The 22,149-nt window shown below is 44.5% G+C and carries 21 protein-coding genes; 9 read left to right on the top strand and 12 right to left on the bottom strand.

The window, feature by feature from the left end; genetic code table 11:
* The first annotated feature begins 79 nt into the window (after nucleotides 1–79).
* Nucleotides 80–1,384 carry a homoserine dehydrogenase gene (locus F986_RS05445; protein WP_010325700.1) on the top strand — a complete coding sequence of 435 codons (1,305 nt, stop codon included), beginning with the start codon at nucleotides 80–82 and terminating at the stop codon, nucleotides 1,382–1,384.
* Nucleotides 1,385–1,449: 65 nt separating this feature from the next.
* On the top strand, nucleotides 1,450–2,589 hold the full coding sequence (gene thrC / locus F986_RS05450) for a threonine synthase (RefSeq protein WP_004692833.1): 1,140 nt from the start codon (nucleotides 1,450–1,452) through the stop codon (nucleotides 2,587–2,589).
* An 87-nt stretch (nucleotides 2,590–2,676) separates the two neighbouring features.
* On the opposite strand, the gene F986_RS05455 is transcribed toward thrC, so the two are convergent.
* A complete protein-coding gene (locus F986_RS05455) occupies nucleotides 2,677–3,732 on the bottom strand; it encodes a serine hydrolase (RefSeq protein WP_005400997.1) in 1,056 nt (351 codons plus the stop codon).
* 215 nt (nucleotides 3,733–3,947) lie between these two features.
* Here F986_RS05455 and gacA point away from each other — a divergent pair, with 215 nt between their 5' ends.
* The 3 genes from gacA (at nucleotide 3,948) to F986_RS05470 (ending at nucleotide 7,610) form a co-directional block, all read left to right on the top strand.
* On the top strand, nucleotides 3,948–4,583 hold the full coding sequence (gene gacA / locus F986_RS05460) for a response regulator transcription factor GacA (RefSeq protein WP_004692836.1): 636 nt from the start codon (nucleotides 3,948–3,950) through the stop codon (nucleotides 4,581–4,583).
* A 21-nt stretch (nucleotides 4,584–4,604) separates the two neighbouring features.
* Nucleotides 4,605–6,173, top strand: a complete 1,569-nt coding sequence (locus F986_RS05465) for a sensor histidine kinase (protein WP_004692838.1) — start codon at nucleotides 4,605–4,607, stop codon at nucleotides 6,171–6,173.
* A 72-nt stretch (nucleotides 6,174–6,245) separates the two neighbouring features.
* Nucleotides 6,246–7,610 carry a sigma-54-dependent transcriptional regulator gene (locus F986_RS05470; protein WP_406935417.1) on the top strand — a complete coding sequence of 455 codons (1,365 nt, stop codon included), beginning with the start codon at nucleotides 6,246–6,248 and terminating at the stop codon, nucleotides 7,608–7,610.
* Nucleotides 7,611–7,614: 4 nt separating this feature from the next.
* Here F986_RS05470 and F986_RS05475 read toward each other — a convergent pair whose 3' ends face one another.
* The 4 genes from F986_RS05475 to lptF all read right to left on the bottom strand — a co-directional run bounded on the left by F986_RS05475 (nucleotide 7,615) and on the right by lptF (nucleotide 12,653).
* A complete protein-coding gene (locus tag F986_RS05475) occupies nucleotides 7,615–8,790 on the bottom strand; it encodes a S41 family peptidase (RefSeq protein WP_004692840.1) in 1,176 nt (391 codons plus the stop codon).
* An 18-nt stretch (nucleotides 8,791–8,808) separates the two neighbouring features.
* Nucleotides 8,809–10,356, bottom strand: a complete 1,548-nt coding sequence (gene gpmI / locus F986_RS05480) for a 2,3-bisphosphoglycerate-independent phosphoglycerate mutase (protein WP_004692841.1) — start codon at nucleotides 10,354–10,356, stop codon at nucleotides 8,809–8,811.
* A gap of 123 nt (nucleotides 10,357–10,479) precedes the next feature.
* On the bottom strand, nucleotides 10,480–11,550 hold the full coding sequence (lptG, locus tag F986_RS05485) for an LPS export ABC transporter permease LptG (protein WP_004692843.1): 1,071 nt from the start codon (nucleotides 11,548–11,550) through the stop codon (nucleotides 10,480–10,482).
* A 2-nt stretch (nucleotides 11,551–11,552) separates the two neighbouring features.
* On the bottom strand, nucleotides 11,553–12,653 hold the full coding sequence (lptF, locus tag F986_RS05490) for an LPS export ABC transporter permease LptF (RefSeq protein WP_004692844.1): 1,101 nt from the start codon (nucleotides 12,651–12,653) through the stop codon (nucleotides 11,553–11,555).
* Nucleotides 12,654–12,811: 158 nt separating this feature from the next.
* Between lptF and F986_RS05495 the strand changes: the two genes are divergently transcribed.
* From F986_RS05495 to blhA, 3 genes are read left to right on the top strand one after another with little or no spacing between them, the layout of a single operon-like run.
* Nucleotides 12,812–14,260, top strand: coding sequence for a leucyl aminopeptidase (locus tag F986_RS05495; RefSeq protein WP_004692845.1), 1,449 nt, complete (start codon nucleotides 12,812–12,814; stop codon nucleotides 14,258–14,260).
* A complete protein-coding gene (locus tag F986_RS05500) occupies nucleotides 14,253–14,660 on the top strand; it encodes a DNA polymerase III subunit chi (RefSeq protein ID WP_004692846.1) in 408 nt (135 codons plus the stop codon). The genes F986_RS05495 and F986_RS05500 overlap by 8 nt, the downstream gene beginning before the upstream one ends.
* Nucleotides 14,661–14,691: 31 nt before the next feature.
* Nucleotides 14,692–15,327, top strand: a complete 636-nt coding sequence (gene blhA / locus F986_RS05505) for a cell division protein BlhA (protein ID WP_004692847.1) — start codon at nucleotides 14,692–14,694, stop codon at nucleotides 15,325–15,327.
* Nucleotides 15,328–15,413: 86 nt separating this feature from the next.
* Here blhA and F986_RS05510 read toward each other — a convergent pair whose 3' ends face one another.
* The 7 genes from F986_RS05510 to glnK form a co-directional block, all read right to left on the bottom strand.
* Entirely contained in the window at nucleotides 15,414–15,962 is a 549-nt protein-coding gene (locus F986_RS05510) for a VTT domain-containing protein (protein WP_004692848.1), read from the bottom strand.
* Between the two features lie 145 nt (nucleotides 15,963–16,107).
* Nucleotides 16,108–16,767 carry a riboflavin synthase gene (locus F986_RS05515; protein ID WP_004692849.1) on the bottom strand — a complete coding sequence of 220 codons (660 nt, stop codon included), beginning with the start codon at nucleotides 16,765–16,767 and terminating at the stop codon, nucleotides 16,108–16,110.
* 23 nt (nucleotides 16,768–16,790) lie between these two features.
* Nucleotides 16,791–18,089: a DNA adenine methylase gene (locus tag F986_RS05520; protein ID WP_004692850.1), complete on the bottom strand. Its 1,299-nt coding sequence runs from the start codon at nucleotides 18,087–18,089 to the stop codon at nucleotides 16,791–16,793.
* Nucleotides 18,086–19,189, bottom strand: coding sequence for a bifunctional diaminohydroxyphosphoribosylaminopyrimidine deaminase/5-amino-6-(5-phosphoribosylamino)uracil reductase RibD (gene ribD / locus F986_RS05525; RefSeq protein WP_004692851.1), 1,104 nt, complete (start codon nucleotides 19,187–19,189; stop codon nucleotides 18,086–18,088). Before ribD ends, F986_RS05520 begins: the two co-directional genes overlap by 4 nt.
* 14 nt (nucleotides 19,190–19,203) lie before the next feature.
* Nucleotides 19,204–19,662, bottom strand: a complete 459-nt coding sequence (nrdR, locus tag F986_RS05530) for a transcriptional regulator NrdR (RefSeq protein ID WP_004692852.1) — start codon at nucleotides 19,660–19,662, stop codon at nucleotides 19,204–19,206.
* Between the two features lie 151 nt (nucleotides 19,663–19,813).
* Nucleotides 19,814–21,208: an ammonium transporter gene (locus F986_RS05535; RefSeq protein WP_004692853.1), complete on the bottom strand. Its 1,395-nt coding sequence runs from the start codon at nucleotides 21,206–21,208 to the stop codon at nucleotides 19,814–19,816.
* A 59-nt stretch (nucleotides 21,209–21,267) separates the two neighbouring features.
* On the bottom strand, nucleotides 21,268–21,606 hold the full coding sequence (glnK, locus tag F986_RS05540) for a P-II family nitrogen regulator (RefSeq protein ID WP_004281042.1): 339 nt from the start codon (nucleotides 21,604–21,606) through the stop codon (nucleotides 21,268–21,270).
* Nucleotides 21,607–21,881: 275 nt separating this feature from the next.
* Between glnK and F986_RS05545 the strand changes: the two genes are divergently transcribed.
* Nucleotides 21,882–22,109, top strand: coding sequence for an accessory factor UbiK family protein (locus F986_RS05545; protein WP_004692854.1), 228 nt, complete (start codon nucleotides 21,882–21,884; stop codon nucleotides 22,107–22,109).
* Nucleotides 22,110–22,149: the final 40 nt, after the last annotated feature.

Raw genomic sequence — 22,149 nt, forward strand, 5'->3', positions numbered from 1 at the left:
GATTTCTTTCCTAGAGTCTCACAGTTTTTTTAGCTATGATCTAGGCTTGGTTCAATATATAAGTAAATTGGAGTGTGACGTGAAACCAGTTCGTCTGGCAATCCTCGGTCTTGGTACTGTGGGTGGTGGTGCCCTTAAACTACTAAAAGAAAATGCTGCTGAGATTAAACGTCGCACCGGTCGTGAAATTCAAATTACCTATGTCGGCACACGCCGCCCTCGTCCAGACTTAGATTTAGGCGATGAGGTCAAGCAAAGTGCTGACTTACTCGACATTGTGCGTCAGCCTGATGTCGATGTTGTGGTTGAAGTAATGGGTGGCATCCATCCTGCATATGAAGTGATTAAAGAAGCCATTTTGCATGGCAAACAAGTGGTCACCGCGAACAAAGCTTTACTTGCTGAACATGGTAATGAGCTGTTCAAGCTGGCGGATGACAATGCCGTGCAAATCGCCTATGAAGCTGCGGTTGCAGGGGGCATTCCCATCATTAAAGTGATGCGCGAAGGTCTAGCTGCAAACAAGATTAATTGGTTAGCGGGTATCATCAATGGTACAGGCAACTTTATTCTGACTGAAATGCGTGAAAAAGGTCGTGCTTTTGCCGATGTGCTCAAAGAAGCACAAGAGCTGGGTTATGCCGAAGCTGATCCAACTTTTGATGTCGAAGGCATTGATGCTGCACATAAACTCACGATTTTAGCATCGTGTGCTTTTGGTATTCCGCTACAGTTTGACAAAGTCTATACCGAAGGCATCAGTAAAATCACAGCGCAAGACGTGAAGTATGCTGAAGAACTGGGTTTCCGTATTAAGCACTTGGGGATTGCTCGTCGCGCAGCGAATGGCATCGAACTTCGTGTTCACCCAACCTTGATCCCTGCCGAAGAACTGATTGCCAATGTCAACGGCGTTAAAAATGCCGTCTTGGTACAAGCACATGCTGTCGGCCCAACCTTGTACTATGGTGCAGGTGCAGGTGCAGGTCCAACCGCTTCTGCGGTCGTTGCAGATGTCATTGATATCGTCCGTGATATCTCTTATACCGAAGACGGTGCTGGAACGATTCCACAATTGGCCTTCGAAGCACTGACCAATGTGCCAATTTTAAGCCGTGAAGAAATGACCACAGGTTATTACATCCGGATTAATGCAGAAGATCAAACGGGCGTCTTGGCCGATGTAACCACGATTCTCAGTCGTGCGGGCATCAGTATCGATGCCATCATGCAGCAACCGCGTTTAAAAGACCTTATTCCAATCGTGATTTTGACTGATCCTGTCGTTGAATCAAAAATGGACGAGGCACTTGCCCAAATTCAAGCCTTACCCGTCATTCATGGCGAAATCGTGCGAATTCGTTTAGAATCGCTTGATAATTAATCGGGTTGAGGAAGAGAACACTCTTCTCTTCCTCACCAAGCTCTACACACAATTGGAACATCATCATGTCGAATGCCAATCGTTATACTGGTTTAGTTGACCGTTATCGCGACCGTTTACCAGTGTCTGCAACTACTCGCGCTATTTCTTTAGGTGAAGGTAATACGCCACTGATTAAACTCGAGAACATTCCACGTTTAATTGGCAAAAATGTTGAAATTTATGTGAAGTACGAGGGCTTAAACCCGACTGGTTCATTTAAAGACCGTGGTATGACCATGGCGGTCACTAAAGCCGTTGAAGAAGGCTCAAAAGCTATTATCTGTGCCTCTACAGGTAATACCTCAGCAGCGGCTGCAGCTTATGCAGCACGTGCCGGCATCAAAGCGTTTGTGTTAATCCCAGAAGGCAAAATTGCCATGGGCAAAATGGCACAGGCGATGATGTATGGTGCCATCACCATGCAAATCCGCGGCAACTTTGATGACGGTATGCGTCTGGTCAAAGAAATTGCAGATAAAGCCCCTGTAACGATCGTCAACTCAATCAACCCATACCGTTTGCAAGGTCAAAAAACCATTGCTTACGAAATCGTAGACGAGTTAGGTCGTGCACCAGATTACCACTGCTTACCCGTGGGTAACGCAGGGAACATCACGGCACACTGGATGGGTTATACCGAAGCAGTTGCCAACCAACCTGCAGATCAATTTGAGCAAGTGATTTACGACGCTGAAACAGATCAATTCACGGGTCCAAAGCCTGAAGGTTTACCAACCATGGTTGGTTACCAAGCAGCAGGTGCTGCGCCATTCTTACGTGGTGCACCCGTTGAAAACCCTGAAACAGTTGCAACGGCTATCCGCATTGGTAATCCACAAAGCTGGAACCATGCTAAAGCGGTGGTTCGTGATTCTCAAGGTTGGTTCGATGAGCTAACTGATGCTGAAATTCTAGAAGCACAGCGTTTGCTTTCAATGTATGAAGGTGTCTTTGTAGAACCTGCTTCTGCAGCATCGATTGGTGGTGCAATCCGTGACATCAAAGCAGGTAAAATTGCGGAAGGTTCTGTGATTGTCTGTACGGTGACAGGTAATGGTCTAAAAGACCCTGATACTGCGATCAAACAGTGTTCTGATGCGGTCATGCTGTCAATCGATGCAACTTTAGAACAAGTTCGCGATTCAATTCTTTCAAACATGTAATTGAGAGAAGACAAAAAAAAGCCCTGCATATGCAGGGCTTTTTTATGACTCAATTTTTGTTGTTGAGTGAACAAAAACAAAGTCGGGTTAAATACGTTTTGGTAATTGGCTTGCCCAATTCATTAGGCGCGTTGCATCATTGGTACGTGCTGCAGATGAGTCCGCGCCCAATAACACCACCACCGCTGGACGGTTATTTAAAGTGGTATGCATCACTACACAACGACCGGCTTCATTAATGAAACCTGTTTTTGAAATATTGATATTCCAACCACCATTACGAACCAAGGCATTGGTATTGTTTGATTTCAATACACGATAGCCCAAATTAAAGTCATAGCTTGCTGTGGTTGAAAACTGACGAATCAAACCATACTGAGACGCAGCATTGACCAAAATACCCAAGTCACGTGCTGAAGCGATATTACCCGGATGTAGACCTGTCGATTCCATATAATGGGTTGAGTTCATACCCAAAGATTTTGCTTTGGCATTCATCGCCGAAACAAAGGCTGAGCGACCACCCGGATACGTCCGTGCAAGCGCTGATGCTGCTGGGTTTTCTGACTTCATTAATGCAAATAACAATGCCTCTGCACGGTTCATACTGTCACCTGCACGCAGGGACGAACTTGAACTTTTACAACCCGAACACGAAAAGTCCGCTTGCTGTAAAGTAATGTTTTCAGACATATTTAAACGCGCATCTGAAATCACCACTGCCGTCATCAGCTTAGTAATCGAAGCAATCGGTAGCGCGGTATTACTGTTTTTACTGTACAGCACTTCACCTGTATTGCCATCCATCACCAGTGCTGCACGAGCATTGACACTGGGTTGGTTGGAATATTTCGAGGTATCGAAAATTTGTACCGTTTTTGAGGTACTGTTGTTCGTCACCACACCATTGGAACTGCGAATACTGGTGGTGACTTTTGTTGAACCCTGAGGAGCGTACTCTTCAGGATCTTCCATTAGATCATCATTCAGAAGCTGTTCTGCATCTGCCGCAGACCAGCTCATGCTTGCTTGGCTTGGTCCCGATCCCGGGTTCATCACCAAGTCTGCAAAGCTATGGGTACTGACCGTCATTGCAATCGACCATCCCAATAGATGCATTAAAAATTTATTTGATTTTTTCACTTTTCTTCACTCAACTTCATAACCCATAAGATACATTTGCGTATTCACGCCAATATGCCTTACATTTGTACACAATGCGAACAGCATTGCCGTCGACAGCGTGCATATCTTTTCAAATAAGCCTAAGAATAGGATTGCTAATTTTGTCGTTTCATTGCAAGCTTATTTTGCTTTATGTAACAAAAAATATGGTTTTTATAGTGAGGAAGAGCTAGGTGATCACAGTTTTAGTGGTAGATGACCATGAGTTAGTACGTACAGGGATTTGTCGAATGCTCGAGGACCATGCCGATGTTCAAGTCATTGGCCAAGCTGAATCTGGTGAAGAAGCAATTAACCTCGTCCGTCAACATCACCCAAATGTGGTTCTGTTAGATGTCAACATGCCAGGTATTGGTGGAGTTGAAACCACACGCCGCTTACTGCAAACCGCACCCGAGACCAAAGTACTGGCAGTCAGTGGCCTAGCTGAAGAGCCTTATCCTTCCCTGTTACTCAAAGCTGGCGCCAAAGGCTACATTACCAAAGGTGCGCCCGTGACCGAAATGGTCCGTGCGATTAATAAAGTGATGCAAGGCGGCAAATATTTCAGCGCTGATATTGCTGAACAACTGGCCAGTTCTTATCTATCGGATACACAAACCTCACCTTTTGATGCTCTGTCTGAACGTGAAATGCAGGTGGCGATGATGGTCGTGAATTGTATTAGTGCACAGGAAATTTCTGACAAGCTTTTTGTCAGCGTAAAAACGGTCAATACTTACCGTTACCGAATTTTTGAAAAGCTCAACATTGACAGTGATGTGAAGCTGACTCACCTTGCTATTCGTTATGGTTTAATTAAACCCTGATGCAAGCTGACTAACACCCACATGCTGCAATACTCAACCAATATTCAGTTAAATCAATACCGTCTAGGTGTTTGGTATGCGTCTTATCGACTGTTTATTGGTTGCTGTTTATTGTTGGTTTATCTGCTGACTTATGAGCAACTGTTTTCCAATTATCAATATCCAGTATTGTATCGTTCTGTCCTGATTGGCTTTATTTTTATCAGTGCCTTTCAGCTATTGAGCCTCAAGCATGTGCGCAAGCGCATACCACTTCAGCTCACCTTGTTATTTATCGTCGATGTCATTAGCCTCAGCTTACTTACTTTCGCCACCGATGGTCCGAACTTACAGTTAAGTTTATTGTTTGTGATCACGATCTTTGCCTCTTGTGTATTGGTCGATAAACAAAAAGCACTCATCATTACGTTGATTGCTGTGATTACACTGGTTTATCAACACTTTATTGGAACGCTATTTTCAATTAGTTCACTGAATACCATTGGCAACAGTGCCGTGCTCGCCTTTTTGTTCTTTGTGGTTTATGGGTCTGGACAAATTGCAGTACGACGTTTTCAAGTCCTTGAAAATTTAAACTTCTATCAGTCCCAAGAACTGGATCAACTGCAAAACATTAACCGTTATATTTTAGAGCAAACCGAGCTCGGCTATTTGGTTCTCGATGAAAACTGCCACATGGTGCTGAGTAATCCTGCCGCATGTGCATTATTGGGTATCTCCCCGATTTATGCTCACGATAAATATCCTTTGTACAAAGCACAGCCTGATTTATTTGAACTCCTCAAATTCGACCAACTGAAGAATGGAGAAAAATTCCAATTTACATCCCAGCTGAGTCGCTTTCAAATTCAGATCGAAATTCAAAAACTACAAGTACCGAATCAGACACTCACCTTATTCGTCCTGCAAGATGCACAAAAAATTAATCAACGTGTACAACAACTCAAACTGGCTGCACTGGGTCAACTTTCTGCCAGCATTGCACATGAAATCCGCAATCCACTGGCAGCCATCACGCAAGCCAATGAATTAATGCAACTTAACGACCCACAACAAGAACTGTTGCATAACATGATTGCCAAACAAGCCTCACGGATTGATAAAATTATTGGCGATACACTGAACATGGCACGCAGTAAAGAAACCTATCCGACCTTGATTGATGTCGCCTCTTTTTTAGAACGTTTTATCGTTGAAGATTTGCCCGATGTCAAAGATCAAATTGATTACCGCATTTCCGATCAAGCTCAGATTCAGTTTGATGAACAACAACTGAGGCAAGTGCTGATCAACCTGATTCGAAATGCCATTCGGCATAATGCAGCTGAAGCCGAGCACATTCACATTCGAGTCTATAGCTATAAAAACCTCGTCCACATTGATGTCTGCGATTTTGGTGAAGGGGTCGCCACTCAGGATCAAAGCACCCTGTTTCAACCGTTTTTTAGTACCTCAATCAATGGAACTGGGTTAGGATTATATTTATCCCATAGTTTCTGCGAAGCCAACCAAGCTAAGCTATACTATGTAGAACAAAAAATAGGGGCATGCTTTCGGATTGAATGCCCCCGTATAAACAATGACGTGTAATTTTTGGGGTTAAACGTGGAAAAAAAACCACTTGTTTTATTGGTGGATGACGAACAAGACTTATGTACACTGATGCAAATGTCTTTAAGTCGGATGGGGATTGATACACATATTGCCTATCGCTTACAAGAGGCGGTTCAAGCCCTGAAAACGCATCAATATGATGCCTGTCTAACCGATCTGAATTTACCCGATGGTAATGGCCTGAGCTTGGTCGATTTTATTGCTCAAAATTATCCTAATTTACCCGTTGCTGTGCTGACTGCTTACGGCAATATGGATATTGCGATTGCAGCACTTAAAGCTGGTGCTTTTGATTTTGTCAGTAAACCAATCAACCAAAAACATTTAGAGCAACTTTTACAAAAAGCCTTTAATCAGCCCATCAGTCAGCTGCATATCCAAGAAGATACGCTTGAACATCGTCTGCTGATTGGTCAGTCTCTTCCTATTCAACAGCTACGCATAACCTTAAAGAAAATTGCACGCTCGCAAGCCCCTGTCTTTATTACGGGTGAATCAGGCACTGGCAAAGAAGTGGTGGCTAATCTGGTACATCGCCTGAGCAATCGCAATGAAGGGCCATTTATTGCCATTAACTGCGGTGCCATACCGACCGAACTGATGGAAAGTGAATTGTTTGGACACCGTAAAGGCAGCTTCACAGGGGCCACTCAAGACAAACAAGGGCTGATTCTCTCTGCACATGGCGGTAGTTTATTTTTAGATGAAATTGCCGAGTTACCGCTCACTATGCAGGTGAAACTGCTGCGCGCGGTACAAGAAAAACGCATTCGCCCAATTGGGAGTGACACGGAAATTGATGTCGATTTTCGTGTGATTAGTGCCAGCCATCAAGACCTAGAAGCACTGGTACAACAAGGCAAGTTCCGTCAGGATTTGTACTTCCGCATCCATGTCATGGACATTGTGCTGCCAGCCCTACGTGAGCGTGGCAATGACATTATTCTTTTAGCACAACATTTCATTCAGAAAATCTGCCAAGAATGGGACATCCCAGTCAAAGCATTGAGTGAACGTGCACGTGAATTTTTATTGGCCCAATATTATCCAGGCAATGTGCGTGAATTACGCAATATGATGGAACGTGCCATCACTTTAAGTGATGAAAGCAGTATCGACTTACCGCACTTGCAAACAGCCCCACTGCGACCAATTGCTCAGACCAACTATGCCAATGCCACGCAACAAGGTACTGTTGGCAATGATCAACTCAGTCATATGCCTTCGCGTAAATTACCCGAAGAGGGTTTAGAGCTGTATTTAGAAAAAATTGAAAAAGAAATTTTGATGAATGCGCTCAATCTTACCCACTGGAACCGAACACTGGCGGCTAAAAAGCTCGGCATGTCTTTCCGTTCTTTACGTTATCGCTTGAAGAAATTCGGGCTAGATGGCGAAGACGATTCCGTTTAGAGACTTAACGACGGTTAATTAGAATCTCTGCCACATGTTCAACATAGCTTTCGTCTTTGAGTTCATGTGGCATTGGATACACCTGATTTGGCGCAATCCCTACCCCTTCAATCATCCGACCACTTGGGGTGTAATAGTGAGATACCGTCATTTGCAAAGCTGCGCCATTCGACAATGGAAATAGTTTCTGTACCACGCCCTTACCATAACTTTTTTCACCAATCACCCACGCCCGTCCATGCTCCTTCAGCGCAGCGGTAAACACCTCCGCGGCCGATGCAGAACGGTCATTAATCAGAATCCCCACTTTTAAATTTTGAAACTCTAGACTTGGTAAAGCTTGGAACTGCTGATCCCCTTCGGAACGACTTTGGGTTGAAACAATCACCCCTTGGTTTAAGAATAAATCGGCAGATTCAACTGCGGCAGACAACAGCCCCCCGGGATTATTTCTGAGGTCTATCAAGACCGCTTTTAAACGCGAAGACTGATGCTCTTCAATCAACTGCTGAATTTCATTGGCCGTATCCTGTTGGAACACCCGCACCTTGAGCACCAAAACTTGGTTATTCAACAGTTGCGCCTGAATATCGGTTTCAACCTTTTTGGTTCGAACTAAATTGATCGGCGTTGAATTGGCTTTTAACTGTAGGCTGATGGTACTACCAATCGCACCACTGAGTAATTCATTGACTTGAGCATGGTTGAGCTTGCGTAGCTCTTGATCATCCACTTTAAAAACGGAGATCCCATTTTTTAAGCCCAGTTTGCTGGAATCTGAGTCAGGTTTTAATCCACGAATCAGCCATTGTTGTAAGCGAGAATCAAACTCTAAGCTGAAGTCAACTGAAGCCAAATCCCCTTCGGTATATTGCACCAGTTGTTTATATTCTTGAGGAGATAAATAGCGAGAATAACGGTCTAAGCCACTGACTAAACCTTTAATGGCCTGTTGAAATAGTGCTTCATCACTACGTTCAGCCACATAATTGTCTTTGACTAAACCGTAGATTTGCACAAATTGTTGAATGGATTCAATCGGAACCTCAACATAACCTTGTTCCAATTCATCATCAAAAGCGGGTGCTGCCGCTGTTTTTGCAACAGCCCCCATCGGGTGGATCAGACTCAGACCTAAAGCAATCACTACACCTATTGAAGTCCACGATGCTTTTGCCATTTACCCACCCAAATTGATTTATACGTCTAATGTAATTAAGTTACGACCTTGCATGTCTGCTGGAACAGGAAGATGCATCAAGCTTAACAAGGTTGGTGCGACATCGGCCAGTACGCCCCCCTCAGCAATAGTAGCTTGAGTTGGGCCGACATAGATAAAAGGCACCAATTCTGTCGTATGCTGGGTATGCACCTGACCACTGTGATAATCCTGCATTTGTTCAACATTACCATGGTCAGCCGTAATTAACATATGGCCTTTTTGTGCCATCACCGCCTCATAGACACGGCCTAAGCATAAATCAACAGCTTCCACTGCTTTCACAGCTGCATTAAACACGCCCGTATGACCCACCATATCGCCATTGGCATAGTTCACCACCAATAGATCAAACTCACCAGAGTTAATCGCAGCCACCAATTCATCGGTTACTTCATAGGCGCTCATTTCTGGCTTGAGGTCATAAGTAGCCACATTCGGTGATGGAATCAAAATACGTTTTTCACCCGGATATTCATCTTCACGACCACCACTGAAGAAGAACGTCACATGCGCGTATTTCTCAGTTTCAGCAATACGTAATTGGGTTTTACCAAGGTCTGAAAGATATTCACCAATCGAGTTTTTTAATGCTTCAGGCATATACGCCACAGGTGCATCAATACTGGCTTGGTAGCGTGTCAACATCACAAACTTAGATAAGTTTGGTACAACTTTACGCGCAAAGCCTGCAAAATCTTTTTCAACAAACGCTTTGGTAATTTCACGCGCACGATCCGCACGGAAATTCATAAAGACGATGCTGTCACCGTCTTCAACTTTCACAGCATCGCCAATGCGTGTTGCTTTGACAAATTCATCAGATTCGTCTGCGGCATAAGCCAAGGCTAAACCTTCAACTGCTGTAGCTGCAGTACGTGTTGCTTCAGACTCTGTGAGTAAACGATAGGCTTGTTCCACACGGTCCCAACGGTTATCTCGATCCATCGCAAAATAACGACCAATCAGACTCACAATACGACCTTGATTTGGATATTGAGCAAACAACGCATCTAATTTTTCTAAAGATGGCTGCGCACTGCGTGGCGGGGTATCACGACCATCTAGGAAGGCATGGAGATACACGGTTGCACCGCGTTTTAACGCAAGTTCAGCCATGGCAACAATATGGTCTTCGTGTGAATGCACCCCACCTTCAGACAATAGCCCCATGATGTGCAACGCACCACCCGCTGCTTTGGCTTTCTCAACAGCATCAACCAAAACTTCATGTTCGAAAAAAGCACCCGTACGAATGTCTTTGGTGATTCGGGTAAAGTCTTGATAGAGCACACGACCTGCGCCCAAGTTCATATGGCCCACTTCAGAGTTACCCATTTGGCCATCTGGCAGACCCACGTCTTCACCAGAACCTGAAATTAAGCTATGCGGATGCTTTGCTTCAATCGCTGTTAAATTCGGTCGATTCGCTGCTAAAAATGCATTGTCTTCGATCGCTTCACGGTGTCCCACACCATCCATAATGACCAGTACGTGAGGGATTTTGCCAGCAGTTGCATCCGCCATAATAAGCACTCTTTTTTTGTCTACAAATTCATCGCTCTATCTTACCGAATTTTCGGTCAAGACTCTATGCAGGCATGATGGTTTAACACCATCATCCGCATTGTTTTCTTCAATATCGTACAGTTATCGCGCACGTTGTAATAAATAACCACCTGCGACAAACATCAGTAAAATCGGCACAAAAACAAACCATGCGGGTGAAGGCGAATAAACCAAACTTGCATAACCCAAGAAGTCTTGCAGGTAAAAGAAACCTAAGCCTGTAAACAGTGCAATCACCAAACGAAAGCCCATCGATTGTTGACGCAGTGGGCCAAAAATAAAGGAACAAGCAATCAACACTAAAGCAATTAAGGCAAATGGAGACGCCACTTTTTGCCAAAAAGCCAACTGATAAGTTTTAGGCACTTGGCTGTATTCATGCATATAGCTCATGAAACTGACCAATTGACTCGGTGAAAGGTCTTCAGGGTCAATCGTCACCATGTGCACATATTTCGGCTGCAGTGCCAGTGCCAAAGGCGTTTCAGCGGCCTTTTGTGCCGTGGCGTTGCCTGTCGGTAGTAAATCAACTTGGGCGGTATTTTCTAAAATCCAACGACCATCTTGCACAAACTGACCTTGCTCAGCATTTAAAACGCCTTTCAAACGAGCATTATTGTCAAAATCGACCACTTGCACATTTTTCAGCTGACCTTGAGAATTGGCATAATCGACATAAATAAAACGCTGCCCTTCTCGTGTCCAGTAACCACGTACTTCACCAAGTTCAGCCGCAGTTCGATGGCTTTTCACACCTTTGGCTTGCTCATTGGTATAAGGAATCACCCATTCACTTAAAGCAAATGACAGCACCACCAAAATTAAAGCCGAACGAATCACCCAACCAACAATCCGCCAGAGACTCACCCCCACCGAGCGCATCACAATCAGCTCACTGTTTGAAGCCAAAGTGCCCAGTCCCAGTACTGAGCCAATTAACGCGGCAATGGGTAGAATCTCATAGAGATATTGCGGCGCCCCCCACAGTACATAACGTAAAGCATCCCAAGCGCCATAACCTTCTTTTAGGGAGCCTAACTCACCCAAATAAGTAAACAGAATTTGCAAGACCGATAAAATAGCGGTAGCACCCAGCATCGCCATCGCGGTGGTTTTGGTCACATGTTTTGCGACTATACGACGTGCGAACATGATTAAGACCCCGCTCGTTGTAATGTTTTCTTAATTTTCGGGGCCAGCTTTTGTTTACGCGAAAACAAAGCCGCTGCTATCGCATAGATCACCAAAATCAATGGATAAGCCCCTATGCCCACCTCTTCTTTACTGACACGGGTTTTAATCGCCATCAGCGCCACGATTAAACTGGCAAAAATAAGCAATGCAGGGAACAGCTTTAAGTAACGTCCTTGGCGTGGACTCACTTCAGATAAAGCCACAGCGAGAAGCAACGCCACTACAATGGCAAACGGTACAAAAATACGCCAGCCCAACTCACTCGCCACGACAGGATCATTACGATTATCCCAAAGTTTCATGGTGGACAATGCTTCAACATCGGCACTTTCAAACTTCGCTTCTTTATCATTTTCTAAACGTAGTCGATAAGACTGAAACTCGGCTTGGCTATAACGCGGCTGTCCCGGATAAATTTCATAACGGCGACCTTGCACCAAATCCACCACATTGGCGGGATCATTTTCAATTTCAACCCGCGTGGCTTCTTTGGCCAAAATCATCACATCAGGCTTACCTTCTGCTTCAGCGCGTTGATAGAAGAAGATGTCTTTGAGGTTCTTACGGTCTTCGGATAAGTCACCCGCATAAATGGTATAAGGCCCCGATGAAATAAACTCTTTGGGTCGAACCAAATCAAAACCAGTACGCACCGCCTGACTGGTGGTGAGCTGCTCAAACTGACGAACACCCCACGGCGCCATCCAAAGCATCAGCACGGCTTGAACAGCAAGAAACACCACGGTCATAGGAATCAGCAGTCGCCCCAATTGGTTACGACTGACGCCACTGCCATTGAGTACTGCCATTTCATGATCGACATACAGACGACCAAAAACCAGCATCAGTCCAATAAAAAAGCCTAGAGGAAGAATCAGCGTTAAAAATTCAGGCAAACGATAGCCAATAATGCTAAATAAAATACCTGCATCTAAGCGACCCTGCGCGGCTACGCCAAAATACTTGATCAAACGACCGCCCATCATGATCAAGGTCAATAAGGCGATCACAACCAAGGATGTCGACACCACTTGTTTGACCAGATAACGCCGAATAATCAAATTAATTCTTCCAAAAATAGGTGAATAAAAACTAGCGCTAGTTTACCCGAATAGTGAAAATATAAAACCTGTACTCTTGTTGCACTTTGCAACTCTATTCATGTTAATGTTTCAGTGGTTTAATCATTTTCAAACTTTATAAGGCTTAAATAAAACTTATGAAACTCTCTATTAATACGTCATTCACAGAGAATACGTCTAGCCAATTTTTGTTGATATTAGTAGATTCTGAAAACACGCAACACCTTGCAAATGCTTATCAAATTAATGATTTAAACAACTTAATTGAAGCGACTCAGTTTAAAGCCGCGTTCAATGAAACCTTGAGCCTCATTGGTCAAATTCCAACAAGCCCCAATGCAGCCTTGGTCGGTGTCGGGAAAGCAGCTGAATTACAAGCGGCAAAGCTGGTGAAAATTGCTCAAACCATTATCAAAGCTTCACAAAAAAAATTCAAACACATCAGTCTTGACCTTTCAGTCCTTCCAGCTGAACTCCATTATTTATTTGCCCTCAGTTTGACGCATGCGGCATATGCTTTTGATGAATTCAAATCAAAAAAAGCAGACAACGTGCTTGAACAGATCAGCCTGATTGCTGCTGAGTCGCCGCTGAATGCTGCGCAACTTAAATTGATTGAAGCCGTGCAATCTGGTCAAAGCTTTGCTCGTGACTTAGGCAACCGTCCAGGCAATATCTGCTTCCCTGAATATTTGGCAGAGCAAGCCTTAGAACTGGCAGCCCAATATCCTGACCTACTCCGTGTTAATGTCCTTGATGAGCAGCAAATGGCTGATCTGGGCATGCATTCCTTCCTTGCGGTGAGCAAAGGTTCAGACCGCCCAGGCCGTATTATTACCCTTGAGTATCAAGCTGAACGTTCTGAAGCCCCAGTGGTCTTGGTCGGTAAAGGAATCACCTTTGATACTGGTGGCATTTCATTGAAACCGGGCGCTGGTATGGATGAAATGAAATATGACATGTGTGGTGCAGCATCGGTTCTAGGGACGCTCCGTGCTCTGTGTGAATCACGTTTAGCCATTCATGTCGTAGGTACCATTGCTGCAGCTGAAAATATGCCTTCAGGCAAAGCTACACGTCCAGGTGACATCGTGAGCACCATGAGCGGTCAAACCGTTGAAATTTTAAATACCGATGCAGAAGGTCGTTTGGTGCTGTGCGACACATTGACCTATGTAAAACGCTTTAACCCTGAACTGGTCATTGATATTGCAACCTTAACAGGTGCCTGTGTCGTGGCACTCGGATCAGTATTAACAGGTATGTTTACCCCAGACGACAAACTGGCGGCCGAATTGTCTGAAGCTGGTCAAAATAGCTTTGACCGCGTCTGGCGCATGCCTGTGATTGATGACTATCAAGAACAGTTAGACTCTCCATTTGCCGATATCGCCAACATTGGTGGGCCCAAAGCTGGTGCCGTAACTGCGGCTTGCTTCTTGCAACGTTTCACCCGTGATTACCGCTGGGCGCATTTGGACATCGCAGGTACAGCATGGAACTCGGGTGCCAATAAAGGGGCAACAGGTCGTCCAGTGCCATTATTGATGCAATTCTTAGCTCATCGTGCGCAGTCTAATGGCTAATATTAGCTTTTATTTGTTTGAACAAAGTCCTGAACGACAAGTCGAAAGTGCTTGTCGTTTATGTCGAAAAATCTTGCGTCAGCCAGAGCGAATCTGGTTGTATGCAAGCGACCCTGAACTACAACAGCAACTGGATGAGCGTTTGTGGAGTTTTGATGATACGAGCTTTATTCCACATGGCATTGATCAAATCGATGCCCGCATTTGTATCTCAGCGCAACTGCCTGAACAATCCGACTGGATTGTGTTCAATTTTAACGATCAAGCTCTTGAACAGTTCGAAAAATTTAGCCACATTATAGAAATTATTGAAAATAACGAATCGGCCAAACAACAAGGTCGTGAAAAATTTAAACAATATAGACGTCTCGGGGTTGAAGCTCGAACCTTCAAGCTTTAATTGATTCCCCGTCTAAATAAGGAGATGCGTAGTGGCATTGAATGTTGGTCCAGATTTTAAACAGCGCTGGTTAAAGGTACCTGATGCTGTTCGTCAGGCCTTTATTGATGACCTGAGTCGCGTCTGCGATGTACTCAAACCTGAAACAGGTTTGCACAGTTGGATTGAACAAGACCAACGTGCTCAAGCTGTCTCGATCCAACGAATTGAACAAGCGTATGCCGATCTGAAAGCACAGCTGATTGAAGAAGCGCGGATTCGCAAACAACAAGCGTTAGAAAAATCACTGGCAGACAAACGCGCAGCACAGGAAGCTTATGCGGAGAGCCTCAAAAAAGATGAAATCCGTCAGTTCAATGAGCAAACCCAAGCTTTAAATGTGATGCGTCAAAGTGTCGATCAGGAAATTTCGAGCTACACTGCACGCTATGAGAAAACGCCTGAACAAGCTCTGGACTATGCCAAAGGTAAATTTGGTATTGATGACTCACAAATTTTGTCTGAGTTAGAAAGTGTCCGTTTACGTTTAGAGCTTGAAGCGGAAACCTTAATTGAAGAGTCTGTAGTCAGCTACCGCAGTAAGCTGCAAGCCGCGGCTCAAGAAGAAATTGACTATATTTTGAAAAATTCAGACTTTTCTGATGAAGTGGTATCCAACTCTGCCTAACTGGCCTTGGCTTCCGTTCAAACTCACTTCGGTGAGTTTTTTTATGCACTCTTGTTTTTTCTCGGCTGATGTGATCTGTCTCGATCTCAAACCAACACATCAACCATAAACGATAAGGTATTGCCCACACCATAACCAATCGCCAACAAACTACCAATCCAAATCAGGCCACCGGTCACGTTATACCACATAAAAGTCGCCAAGCTCATATGCCCTGCGCCCGCAGCAAAAGGCGCGAAAGAACGCACAAAAGGAATAAAACGTGCCACTAAAATGGTTTTACCACCATGCTTTAAGAAATATTGATTGGTCTTCATCATATATTCGGGTTTCAGCCAACGCGAATGCTGATGGGCAAATTTAAAGCCCAACTTCTGACCAGTATAATAATTGACGATATAACCCAATACCGCAGCAATCATCATCAAAATACCCATGGTGTGGATATGGATTAAATCCGAGCTGGAACATAGGGCACCAATGGCAATCAGTAAACTGTCACCCGGCAAAAAGAACATAAAAACGAAGCCCGTTTCTGCAAAAATAATCAGAAAAAGAATCGCATAAATCCAAAGGCCGTATTCTGCAAGCAGTACGGGCAATAATTGTTCTAGATGGAGAAAAAAATCAATCATTGTCACCTATCCGTGCAATGAACTGCGTACTATCTTTCATCATACTCAATTGCTTACCTATTCATTTCAAAAGAAAAACTCCCTCATTTTGGGCAAATAGGGAGCTCATCTTTTGTCTATTCTTGCTGCAATCTAAACGATTTTTCTATTTCAAGAAACCATTTTGTGCCAAAAAGTCTAAACTAATTTTAGATTGTGGGGTAGTTTCCGCAGCTTTGTCACCCAGCATCAGACGTTCAATGTAGCGTGCTAACACATCCACTTCAAGGTTCACTTGACTGCCTGCCTTCCACGTTCCAATGTTGGTTCGTTCAGCCGTATGTGGAATTAAATTGAGGCTTAAAATACGCCCACGCAAATGATTAATGGTTAAACTGATCCCATCAACCGTGATCGAGCCTTTTTCTGCCAAGTAACGTGCAATCTCAGCTGGCGCAGTCACTTCAAAATAAAGCGAACGTGCATCTTCACGCACAACGGTGATTTCACCCACAGCATCGACATGACCTGACACAATGTGTCCACCAAAACGTGTGGTGGGCAACATCGCCTTTTCCACATTTACACGTTGGCCAACTTTCCAGTGGGTCAGTGTGGTTCGGTTCAAACTCTCACGTGAGACATCGGCAGCATACCAGTGCTCACCCCAGTCAATCACCGTGAGGCAAATGCCATTGGTGGCAATCGAGTCACCCAAATGTACATCTGACATATCAAGATCCGTACCAATGCGCAACCGCACATCGCCACCGACATTTTGTACGCTTTCAACTGTGCCTAGACTTTCAATGATCCCTGTAAACATTTCTGATTTCTACCTCTATATTTTTACCACAGCGCCAACTGTGTCGTGACCCCAGATGTATCGACTCCACCCAATTCGGCATAATGGTACAACTGCCCCAGTAGCTGACGAATTGGCGGACCTGACTTGGCATGGGTATCGGTGATCACAATAAACTCTAACACACGCGCACGCTCAGACTGACGCTGTTTACTCACGCGATAACGCGGTACATCCTGCGTTAATAAAGTCACGCGACCTCGCTCCAAATTGGCTTTGAGCAAGTCCCCTGCTTCAATATTACCATCGGTTGAATAACTGGTCAGAATGTAACGTGCATTGATGGTGGACAGTAATTTTTCATATGCCTCTTTGGCATACTTTGACGAGTTATAAGGGCTCGGACGCTCTTTGCGCCACGCACGGTCAATTCCGCTTTTAAAACCTTTGGTGTCTGGTGTTGGTAAATCTACCTGATCCCATAGTGTTAAAGCATTTAAAACATGATAGTTACTGCTGTAGGCATGTTGGTTATAGGGTGGATCTAGATAAGCTACATCGACCTCAAAACTGCTCATTTGATTTGCCAAATGCTGTGCATCGACACACCACATTTCAGCCATCGGGTTCTTTTGCTTATTATCACCCACTTCACTAAAACGACTTGGGGTCAACCACAGCAAGGATTCAATCCGCTCTAGCGCTGTTTGGGTTTTACCGCCCCAGCCGTGGTGGAAACTTTTAAAGACGCCGGAAGTATTGCTGACAAAACTGGCTGAATAAAGTAAAGGTGCCAGTAAAGCAGACATCTCTACATCATCGATTGCACCTTGTGCCTGCCATGTGGCAATTTGCTGACGAATCGCATCAATGCGCATGCCGTTGCGACGCTTAAAGAACAAACGATCTCGGCTTGGATCATAAATCTCATCATTTCGCGGACACAGATTATGCGTTACCCAGCCCTTAACTTCAGGCAAGCGGTTTAAATAATCAATGGCTTTTTGATAACCACCCAACTCTTTAAATGCAGGCGCTTCGGTACAAGCCAAAATGGCATGGTTCAGCGCATGGCTATATGGTTCCCAGTCATTGGCAATCACGCGATAACCATTTTGACGCGCCAAACGCGAGACCACGCCCGAACCTGCAAAGAAGTCAGCAAAAATAGGCGCACGACCATCTGCACGGTTTAAAGTCCCTGTACTCTCAAGCGCCTCTAAAATCAGATGCAACAGACGGCGCTTATTCCCCAAATAAGGAACAAGTTGATGAAATAGATATTCATCGGTGGTACGTGCCGCGTGACGACGTTTATGATAAACCGTAGACTCTGAACTCATAATGACTCTTGAGAAGGGATAAGCGTTAAGCGCACATCATCACCCAATTGTGTGACATCCATAAGCTTAAAGCGGAGTTGCTCTGCCATCTGAGAAAACTCAGCATTGAACATTGCACGTGCAGACTGACCCAATAAGGTCGGTGCTACATAACTAATCATTTCATCGACCAACTTCTCTTGTAAAAAAGCTGTCGATAACGTTGCACCTGCTTCAACCATGACATCGTAAATCTGATGCGATTGAACCAACTGCTTTAATAACTGATCTAAAGGCTGTACAGCAAACTGTAGCACACTTAAATCGGCCAATGCTTGCCGATAAGGCCCCATCACCATCACGGTATCAGGCTGCTGTAAAATTTGGGCCGTCAGAGGCAAGCGGCCTTGACGGTCTAACACCAGACGTTTCGGTTGTACAACCGTTGTCAGATCCACAACACCCTGAAGCTGTCTAACATTGAGCTGAGGATCATCGGCCAGTATGGTTTCAATCCCAGTGATCACGACACCAGAAATGGCACGAAAATGCTGGACATCCAACCGTGCTGCTGGGCCTGTAATCCATTTCGACTCACCCGAAGCCATCGCTGTTCGACCATCTAAACTAGAGGCAACTTTTAAACGCACATAAGGCATGCCAGTAGCCATGGCTTTTAAAAAGCCCGCATTCAACTGATGCGCTTCGGTTTGGCAAATGCCGACATCGACCTCTATGCCTGCTTCTTTTAAAATTTGTACCCCTTTACCAGCCACCAAGGGGTTAGGATCTGGACAGGCAATCACAACCCGCGCCACACCTGCCTCGACCAAACCTTTGGCACACGGCGGTGTACGCCCATAATGCGCACAAGGCTCTAAAGTGACATAAGCGGTTGCGCCTTGAGTCTGTTCGCCCGCTTCGCGCATCGCAAAAACTTCTGCATGTGGCTGACCCGCTTGAGGGTGATAACCCATCCCCAGCAACTGCCCATCTTTGACAATGACACAGCCTACATTTGGATTTGGCTTGGTGCTGTATTGACCTTGCAGTGCTAAAGCAATCGCTTGTTTCATCCAAGCTTGGTCAGCGTGTAAAGCACTAGACTGTAATTCAGACATGGATGCCAACTCGCTTAATGTTCACGTTGTTGCATTTGTTCAATTTGGTGACGAAAGGCATCGACATCTTGAAAGTCTTGATAGACCGATGCAAAACGCACATATGCAACATGATCTAACGAAAATAAAGATTGCATGACAATTTCACCAATGGTGCGTGATTTCACATCACGCTCACCTAAACGGCGGATTTGCAGCTGAATATCGCTCAAGACGGTTTCAATTTGCTCTTGCGTCACGGGACGTTTTTGTAAAGCATGCATCAAGGAACGACGCAATTTTGCTTCATCAAAAGGTTCACTTTTGCCATCCGACTTGATCACACGAGGCATGACCACTTCATAACTTTCAAAGGTTGTGAATCGTTCACCACAACTAATACATTCACGACGACGACGAATTTGACAACCTTCAGCGGCCAAACGTGAGTCGATCACTTTACTGTCTTCAGCGTTGCAAAATGGACAATGCATAGTGGTTAAATTGAACAAATTTGAATGGTTTTAGAGTGTAGCAAAAATTCGGTGTTTTGTAGAGTTTTACGCTAGATATAGAAAAAAAACAGCCCTTTCGGGCTGTTTCACACAATATATTGATTATACTGTTTATTTATTATTCTATTGATTAGTCCACACGTTCGCCATGTTGGCTCAAATCTAGGCCCATACGTTCATCATCAGATTCAACGCGAATTCCAATCACCAGATCAATCACTTTTAAGATAAGGAAGGTTAATACTGCTGAGTATGCAATCGTTGCCAATACCCCTTCAACTTGAACCCAAAGTTGATGCATCACATCACTTGGTGCTTTGTCGCCCATGATGAAATCGCTTGCAAAGAATGCCGTTAAGATTGCACCCACGATACCACCCACACCGTGTAAACCAAACGCATCTAAAGAGTCATCGGCTTTTAAAGCACGTTTCAAGGCACTGATACCCCAGAAGCACACCACACCACCGATTAAACCCATCGCCAGTGCACCGCCGACAGTCACAAACCCTGCTGCTGGTGTAATCACTACCAGACCAGCAACCGCACCAGATGCAGCACCAAGTACTGAACCTTTACCACGTGCAACTTTTTCAGTAATTAACCAAGAGATTGCCGCTGCTGCTGCTGCTACTTGAGTCACAAGCAATGCATAACCTGCTGAGCCGTTTGCGCCCAATGCAGAACCACCATTGAAACCAAACCAACCGACCCACAGTAAGCTTGCACCCACAACGGTTAATGCCAAGTTGTGTGGAGCCATTGATTCACGGCCTAAGCCCATACGTTTGCCGAGCATGTATGCAGCAACCAAACCTGCCACACCTGAGTTGATGTGTACAACGGTACCGCCAGCAAAGTCGAGTGCGCCATCATTTGCTAACCAACCACCGCCCCATACCCAGTGAGTAATTGGTGCATAGACCACGACTACCCAAATCGAGATGAAAGCGATAAATGCGCCGAATTTCATCCGTTCTGCAATTGAACCACTAATAATGGCAACGGTAATGATGGCAAAGGTCATTTGGAAAATAACGAATAGAACTTCAGGAATCGTCCCTGTGAGTGCATCTGTGGTAATCCCAGTCAGCATGAACTTATCTAAGCCACCAATAAAGGCATTGCCCTCACCAAAGGCCAATGTATAACCAATGATGACCCATGCAATACTCACCACTGCCGCAGCAACAAAGCTATGTGCCATAGTACTTAAGACGTTTTTCTTACGAACCATACCGCCGTAGAATAACGCTAAACCTGGAATGGTCATTAATAAAACCAGTGCTGTGGAGACTAAAATCCACGCCGTATCACCTGTATCTAATGTTGGTTCTTCTTCTGCAGGTGCGGGTGCTTCTACTGGAGCAGCAACGGCTTCAACCGCTGGAGCAGCCACATCCGTTGTTTCAACCACTGTGACTTGTTCTGATGGCGTTGGCGCTGTTGCTGCTTCTTCAGCCCAAGCAACAGAACCACCTAAAAGTGCGCCAGATAAGCTCAGCGCGAATAGCATCTTTTTCATTCGTATCCCCCAACCTAATTTGTGCGAGTTATGTGTTACTCAGCAAACTTCATGCCAAATTAAACGGCATCGGCACCTGTTTCACCTGTACGGATACGGATGACTTGCTCTAAATTTGTGACGAAAATTTTACCGTCGCCAATTTTTCCTGTGCTAGCAACACGTGTGATTGACTCAATCACCGCGTCGACCATTTCATCACTGATCGCGATTTCGATTTTTACTTTTGGTAAGAAATCAACAACATATTCAGCGCCACGATAAAGTTCAGTATGACCTTTTTGACGACCAAAGCCTTTGACTTCAGTTACCGTGATCCCTTGAACACCAATTTCAGACAGTGCTTCACGCACATCATCCAATTTAAACGGTTTTACAATTGCAGTTACGAGCTTCATGTTTGTTTTCCTTCGGCTTATTTCACCAGTAAGGTTTTATGTTCAAATTTCATGCCAAAAATTCTTAGGTTGGGGGGAAAAGAAAGTCTGACATGAGTTTTCTTTATACCCTATTCTATACATTTAAATGCGTTTTGAACTTCAAAATTCAGGTTTTTTAGTCGAAGATTTATGATTTTTTTACAATCGATGAAATCATATTTCATCTGAAAGGCTATAGAGTCAGAAGCAGCAATGGTACACTGCTGTCACTTCTCCAACTGTTGGATATAGAAATGATTGAAACTTTATTACAAGCCATACTGGAACAAGTCGAACAACCTAAACAAGACTTAGAACATAATTTACGCGCACTGCTGAATGAAGCAGTCACCAAGATGGATTTGGTTTCCAAAGATGAAATTGAACGTCAACGTACTGCACTGAATAATGCCAATTTGCGTTTAAATGACTTATTGAAACAAGTGGAAGCTTTAGAGTTACGCATTCAGAACAAAAAATGAGCACCTGTTTGGTGCAACAAAAGACGCATAACGAATTAAA

The sequence above is a fragment of the Acinetobacter johnsonii CIP 64.6 genome (assembly GCF_000368045.1).
Classification (GTDB): Bacteria; Pseudomonadota; Gammaproteobacteria; order Pseudomonadales; family Moraxellaceae; genus Acinetobacter; species Acinetobacter johnsonii.